Source organism: Gordonia phosphorivorans (assembly GCF_042432625.1).
In the GTDB taxonomy this organism is placed as follows: Bacteria; Actinomycetota; Actinomycetes; order Mycobacteriales; family Mycobacteriaceae; genus Gordonia; species Gordonia phosphorivorans.
In genome coordinates, this window is sequence record NZ_JBHLWV010000014.1 from 1 (window position 1) to 7885 (window position 7885).

Consider the following 7885-nt stretch of genomic DNA (forward strand, 5'->3'; position numbering starts at 1 on the left):
CGCTCTCCAACAACAAGGGCTACTGCCGACGGAACCTCCACAATTCGGGTAGCGACCGCATCAGCAATCGACTCCTCCAACACCGGCACCACCACACCCGCCGACTCCGCGAGAACACTCGCGCGGGCAGCTGGATCGAGCAGGGCGAGGTCACCGACCGGCGACTCCGGCGACGACACCGCGGCATCGAGCACCTCGACGAACCGACGGCCCAGCAACTCGACGGTCGCCTGCTCGAACAGGTCCGTGGCGTAGGTGATCAGCGTGGGCCACGCCTCGTCGTCCTCGCCGGTGGAAATGGTGATGTTGAGATCCATCTGGGCCGGCGTCTCGATCGCTTCGAGAGGCGTGGCCGCGATGTCGCCGACAGCGATCGGCTCGGCCACGGTCAGCGGGTCCACCGACAAGATGATCTGCACGATCGGCGAGAAAGCCTCCGACCGTACCGGATTCAACGCATCCACCACCGACTCGAACGGCACCTCAGCATGCTCGAACGCCGCCAGATCAGCGCCCTTCACCTCCGCCAACACCTGCGCGAACGACGACGCCCCATCCACCCGAGTCCGCAACGCCAACGTATTGACGAACATGCCCACCAACGCATCNCGCCGCATGGAAAACCATGAATCGAGTCACGCCGGCTTCGGCGGCCAGGTCGGCGACGCGGCCGGCGACCTCGGCGGGGATCTCGACGACCGACTGGGCGCCCCGTTGGCTCGCCACCAGCGGGCGCGGGTGATCAGTCGGCAGCTCGTGGACGTCGGGTACGCCTGCCAGCTGATCGCGCCAGTAGGCGATCTGCCGACCGACCACCGATTCCGGATCGTCCACGGCACCGAGCACGCCGTGCTGCCACAGCGCATAGTCCGCGAACTGCACCGGCAGCGGAGCGAACTCCGGCGCACCGCCCGCAGCCCGCGCCACATAGGCGGTGAGCAAATCGGTGACGAGCGGACCGAACGACTGACCGTCGAAAGCTATGTGGTGCACCACGATCGCCAGAATCACGTCGTCGCCGTCGCGGAGCAGCCGCATTCGGACCGGTAGTTCGGTCGCGGTGTCGAAGCCTCGACGCAGGTCCGCCTCGAACTCGGCGGGTCCCGACGCGATCGCCCAGTCGAGCCGTTCCACGGCGGCGGCGACCGACTGAACGTCCTGGCGCGGGGTCCCCGCCTCGACGGGGAACACCGTGCGCAGTACCTCGTGCCGGGTCACGACGTCGGCAAACGCGTCCCGCAGCGCGTCGATGTCGACGGTTCCGGTCAAGCGGAGCGCCGCCGGAATGTTGTAGGTGGATCGACTCGGGTCGAGCTGGTTGATGAACCACATCCGCTGCTGGGCGTACGACAGCGGCACCCGCTCGGGGCGCTGCTCGATCTTGACGATCGGGGCGAGCGCCGCGGCACGGCCTTCGGCGGCAGCCGCCAATTCGCGCACCGTGGAGGTCTCGAAGATGTCGCGTACCGTCACCGCGGCATCGAGCTTCTCGCTGACGCGCGCTGCGAGACGAGTCGCCGACAGCGAGTTTCCGCCCTGGTCGAAGAAGTCGGCCGTCGCCGAGACCGCTTCGAGGTCGAGGTCGAGGAGCTCGGCGAACACGGCCGCCACGGCACGTTCGGTGTCCGTCGCGGGTGCGATGTACTCGCCCGCTTCGATCACCGGCTCGGGAAGTGCGCGCTTATCGAGCTTGCCCACCGGAGTCAGCGGCAGCGCGTCGAGCACGGTGATCGAGGCCGGCACCATGTGCGACGGCAGTCGTTCGGCCAGATGCGACTTCACTCGCGCGACGTCGATCTCGCCGTGCCCCACCACGTACGCGGCCAGTGCGGTCGCCACGGAACCGCCCACGCCGATGACGACGGCGGAGTCGACCGCCTCGTGCGAGGCCAACGCCGACTCGATCTCACCGAGCTCGATGCGCAGACCGCGCATCTTGACCTGATCGTCGCTGCGACCCGAGTACTCCAATGCCGGGAGCCCCGCGGGGTCCTTGCGCCACCGGACGATGTCGCCGGTCCGGTACATCCGGTCGCCCGGTCGCCCGTAGGGGTTGGCGACGAAGCGGACCGAAGTCAGGCCCGGGTCGTCGAGGTACCCGCGGGACACCGCGTGACCGACGATGTAGAGCTCTCCCGGCACGCCCGGGGGCACCGGCTTGAGCCGATTGTCCAGCACCAGAAGCCCGACACCGTTGATCGGGCCGCCGAGGTACACCGGCGCGCCGATGTGCATCGGTTCGCTGATGGTGACGCCGATCGTGGTCTCCGTCGGGCCGTACAGGTTCTGCACTCGCCGCATGGTGGCCCACTGATCCTTCAGTGCCTGCGGAACGGCTTCACCACCGGCGTACACCACGCGCAACGCCGGCAGGGCCGTCGACTCCATCGTCGACAGGACGGTCGGGGTCAGGAAGGTGTGGGTCACCGCCTGCCGCATCATGTAGTCCTGCAGTTCGGTGCCGCCGACGGCCTCGGCCGGCCGGTAGATCAGCACACCGCCGCTGGCAGTGGCCAGCAGGTACTCGAGAACCGACGCGTCGAAGCTCGGTGAGGCGAAGCCAAGGACGCGCGCATACTCGTCGGCGCTGGACCGTCGTCGCTCCTCCTCGGCGAAGTTCGCCAGTCCGGCGTGCGTGACGGCGACACCCTTGGGGCGGCCCGTGGATCCCGAGGTGAAGATCACGTACGCGGTGTTGTGGACGCGAACGGGCGCCCGCAGTTCGTTCGTCGCGATCGGTGCGACGCTCATGCCGTCGATCTCGGCGACCACCGGCGCAGAGTCGAGCGGACGCCAGGTGACGTCCTCGGACGGCAGTGAGCCGACCGCTTCGAGGGTGAGCCCGAGGCTCGCGCGAGAGTCTTCGATCATCGCCGACACGCGGTCGGCCGGGTAGTCGGGATCGATCGGGACGTAGCCGGCTCCGGTCTTGCTGACCGCCCAAATGGCGACCAGGAGGTCGACCGACCGGCCGATCGCGAGTGCCACCAGCGTCTCGGTGCCGGCACCGCGTTCGATGAGCCAGCGCGCGAGCTGATTCGAACGCGCATCCAGCTGCGCGTACGTGAGCATGGCACCGCTGCCGTCGACGACGGCTTGACGCGGTCCCCACAGTTCGGCGGCCCTCGCGAAGATGTCCTTGAGAAGCACCGGTTCCACCGCGTCGCCGGTCACCGTCATTGCCTGGTGGGCGTCGGCGACCGGGTCGACCACGCGGTACTCCGGCACGATCGTCGACGGCGCCGGGCCAGCGTCACCGGCGGCGGGCTCACGGTCCTGCGCCACCAGCGGCAGGTCTCCGACGGCGACCGTCGGCTGGTCCGTGCCGGCGTGCAGGATGCCGATCAGATAGTCACCGAACGTCGCCACCGTGGATTCGTCGAAGAGGTCGACCGCGTAGGTGAAGTCGACATGCCAATCATCGCTGTCCGGAGTTTGCACAACGGTGACGAGCAGGTCGATCCGCGCCGGCACCCCGCCCGGGTCGACGCCCTCGACGTGCAGGCCGCCGATATCTGCGGCGGCCAGTTCCGCGCTCTGGGTCTGAGCCGCACCCTGATCGAAGGACAGCCACACCTGAGTGAACGGCGCAAAGGCCGACGACCGGGCCGGGTCGACGGCGTCGACCACCGCTTCGAACGGCACATCGGCATTCGCGAAGGCCGTGAGGTCGGCGTGCTTGGCGCCGGCGACCAGGTCAGTGAACGAGCCGTTGCCGTCGACGCCGGTGCGCAGCACCAGGGTGTTGACGAACATGCCGACGAGGGGATCGAGCACCTTACTGCCGCGTCCGGCGATCGGCGTGCCGACGGCGATGTCGTCGCTCCCGGTGAGCCGCGCGATCATCGCTGCGAGCGCAGCGTGGACCACCATGAACGGTGTCGCCCCCTGTTCGGCCGCGAAGACGCTGATTCGGTCGGCGAGGTCGGCCGGGATCTGTTGCGACACAATGGCTCCGGCCCCGCTCGGGGTGGCCGGTCGCGGACGATCCGACGGCAACTCGACGAGGTCGGGCAGCCCGGAGAGGGTCTCTCGCCACTGCTCGAGCTGCCGGCCGACCACCGAGTCCGGGTCGTCCGGCGTGCCGAGCACCCGGTGCTGCCAGATCGCGTAGTCGGCGAACTGGATGTCCATCGGTCCGAACACCGGATCTTCGTCGGCGAGTTCCGCCAGGTACGCGGCGATCATGTCGGTGACCATCGGAGTCCGGGATTCGCCGTCGAAGGCGATGTGATGGACCACGACCGCAAGCACATGTTCATCGGCGCTGACCGGCCACACGCGTACCCGTATCGGCCACGACTTGGTCACGTCGAAGCCGGTCAGAACGGCTTCGCGCAGCTCGTCTTCGCTGTCGACGATGTCCCAGTCGAGGCGTGCCGCCACTGCCGAGGCACGGCCGATCTTCTGTTCGGCGACGCCGCCGGTCTCGGGGAAGGTGGTCCGCAGAATCTCGTGCCGTTGCACGACACGCGCGACGGCGGCATGCAGGGCATCGAGATCGAGGGCTCCGGTCAGGCGAAGCACCGTCGGGATGTTGTACGCCGTCGATGTCGGATCGAGTCGGTTGACGAGCCAGAGACGCTGTTGCGCAAAGGACAGCGGAACACGATCCGGGCGGGGGTCGACCTTGACCATCGGTGCACGCGCACCGTCCGTATCCGTGATTCCCGCCAACATCCCCGCCAACTCCCGCACCGTCGGATTATCGAAAAGGTCCCGCACCGACAGGTCGGCGCCTAGCGCCTCACCCACCCGCGCAGCCACCCGCATTGCTGATAGTGAATTTCCCCCCAGGTCGAAGAACGAGGTCGTCACCGACACTCGCTCCACACCGAGAACGTCCACGAAGACCTGGGCCACCGCGATCTCATCGTCACCGACCGGTTCCACGTACTCGGCAGAATCGCCGAAATCCGGTGCAGGCAGGGCTCGTCGATCGAGCTTGCCGTTCGCGGTCAACGGCAAGCGGTCCACCGCCACCACCACGTCGGGCACCATGTACCGCGGCACCTTCGATCCGGTGAACTCCCGGATCACCGAGACATCACTGGCGGATTCGCCGTCGCCGACGACATAGCCCACCAGAAGATCTCCTCGCACGGGGTCGGCAGCGATGGCGGCTGCGGCGCCTATGACGCCCGGTGCGCTCAGCAGTGCTGCTTCGACCTCACCGAACTCGATTCGGAAGCCCCGCAACTGCACTTGACCGTCAGCGCGACCGAGATACTCGATGTCGTCGCCAATCCACCGCGCACGATCACCGGTCCGATACAGACGCGTACCGGTCACCTCGTCGGCGAACGGATTCGCCACGAAACGAGTAGCCGTGAGCTCCCGGCGCTCGAGATAACCCTGCGCCAACTGCGCGCCGCCCACGTACATTTCGCCTGCCACACCCTCTGGCACCGGCCGCAGCCGGTCATCGAGAAGGTAGATCGACAGCGAACTCAGCGCACGCCCGATGAACGATCGATCGGCCCCACTCACCGAGCCCCGGAGGATCGGCCGATAGCTCACATGCACCGTGGTCTCGGTGATGCCGTACATGTTCACCAGCTGCGCAGTGTCGTCGGGGTTCTCATCAAACCACCGGTCCACGTGGTCAAAGCTGAGTTCCTCACCGCCGAACACCACATACCGCAGCGCCAGCTCCGGGCCGCACCGACGTCGAGCATCGATCAGCTGGTAGAACGCCGAAGGAGTCAGCGAGAGCACTGTCACCTGCTCTGCCTCGAGAAAGCCGGTGAAAGCATCGATATCGCGCGCCAACTCGCGATCGACGATCGCAACTCGGGCACCCGACAGCAACGGGCCCCACAGTTCCCAGACGGAGAAGTCGAACGCGTACGAGTGGAACAGCGTCCATACGTCGTCACTGCGGAAGTCGAAGTCTTCCCTGCACGCACTCATCAGCGCGGCGACATCGGCATGCGTCACCTCGACGCCCTTGGGCAGACCCGTCGAGCCCGACGTATAGATGACATAGGCGAGCGATGCCGGGAGCACGGGCCCGGCAGGCACAGCTGCTCCGCCGGATCCCGCGGATAGATCCGCTACGTCGATGACCGCGACGCCGGCAGGCATCACCGACCACAGCGGATGCCCGGTCGTCGACCGATCGGTGATCACGACCCGCACGCCGGAATCGGCGACGATGTGGGAAAGGCGATCGACCGGATTGGTCGCGTCCAGCGGTAGGTAGGCGGCCCCGGCCTTGAGAACACCCAGAATGGCGACCACCAAATCCACCGAGCGCGCCGTCGCCAGACCGACCAGATCACCCGAATTCACACCCTGCGCAGCCAGTCCGGCCGCGACCACCGACGAGAGCTCGTCCAGCTCGGCGTACGACAGCGTGCGGCCCAGCGCACTCACCGCGGGGCGTCGCGAGTGCTGCACGACCGAATCGGCGAACAGTTCCACCAGGGTGCGATCAGCGGAATCCGGGTGCACCGGCGCCGGAAGCGCCGCCCACCGCTCACGCTCACCGGCGTCGAGAATGTCGACGTCGCCCACCGCACGGGAAGGATCAGCGGTCAGTTCGTCGAGCAGAGTCAGGAATCGTTCGACCAGTCGGCCGATGGTCACCTCATCGAACAGGTCGGTGGCGAACACGATCGACGATGGCCAGCTCTCGCCGTCGAGCATCCCGATATTGACGTCGAGGTCGTATCGAGCGGCCACCTCCGGAGCAGCCACCGGGGCCACGTCGAGCTGCCCCACCTCGACGGCCGGTACTTCGACGACCCCCTGGGTCACGGCGAGAACCACCTGCGCAAGGGGACCGAATGCCTCGCTGCGTACCGGATCGACGGCGTCCACCACCGTCTCGAACGGTGCGTCCGCATGATCGAAAGCCGCCAGATCGACGTCGGTGATCTGATTGATGACCTCGGTGAAGGAGTCCGCCGGCGCGATCTGGGTGCGCAGGACCAGGGTGTTCACGAACATGCCGACGAGAGCGTCCAGGACCGCGTGCCCGCGGCCTGCGATCGGAGTGGCAATCGAGACGTCACCGGTCGCGGCAAGCCTGCCTAGGAGTACCGCGAGTGCACCGTGGACCACCATGAACGGTGTGGCACCGGCTGCCCGCGCGAGGTCGGACACTCGCCGTCCCAGGTCCGCGGGAACCACGAACTCGTACCGCGCACCCCGGTGCGTGGCGACGGCGGGGCGCACCCGGTCCGTCGGAAGATCCAAGACATCCGGCGCACCGGCCAACTGCTCACGCCAGTAGGACAACTGCCTGCCCACCACAGACGTCGCGTCTTCCGGAGAACCCAGCACCTCGTGCTGCCAGATCGCATAGTCCGCGAACTGCACGGCAAGCGGCGGGAAGTCCGGCACGTCGCCGGCCGAGCGCGCCGCGTACGCCGAAACCATGTCGGTGACCAGGGGCCGCATCGACTCGCCGTCGGAGGCGATGTGATGTGCCACGACGGCGAGGACATACTCCCCAGAACCGGCCTGCCACAGCCGGATTCGCAGCGGTTGATCGGTCCGCACGTCAAAGCCCGCGGTGACCGCCGCTTCGAGTTGGTCCTGCGAATCGACCACCGCCCAGTCCAGGTACTGACTCACCCGGTCCGCCGGAGCAATGAGCTCATACGGCACGCCGTCGAACGCCGGGAACGTCGTCCGCAGCACTTCGTGCCGCACCACCGCGTCGGCCACGGCTTGCCGCAGCGCCTTGATATCGAGGACGCCGGTCAGCCGCAACACGACCGGGATGTTGTAGGTCGCCGCCGACGGATCGAACTGGTTCAGGAACCACATCCGCTGCTGCGCAAACGACAACGGCACCCGCTCCGGACGCGGCACCACCGACGTCACCGGCGGCAACGCCGGAGCCCGACCCACCGCCACCATCGACAATTCCCGC

The 7885-nt window shown here is 67.4% G+C and carries 1 pseudogene; it reads right to left on the minus strand.

Annotation, left to right across the window (positions count from 1 at the left end):
- Positions 1 to 7872 (minus strand): annotated as a pseudogene (locus tag ACFFJD_RS05530) (amino acid adenylation domain-containing protein); the annotation flags it as partial.
- Positions 7873 to 7885: the final 13 nt, after the last annotated feature.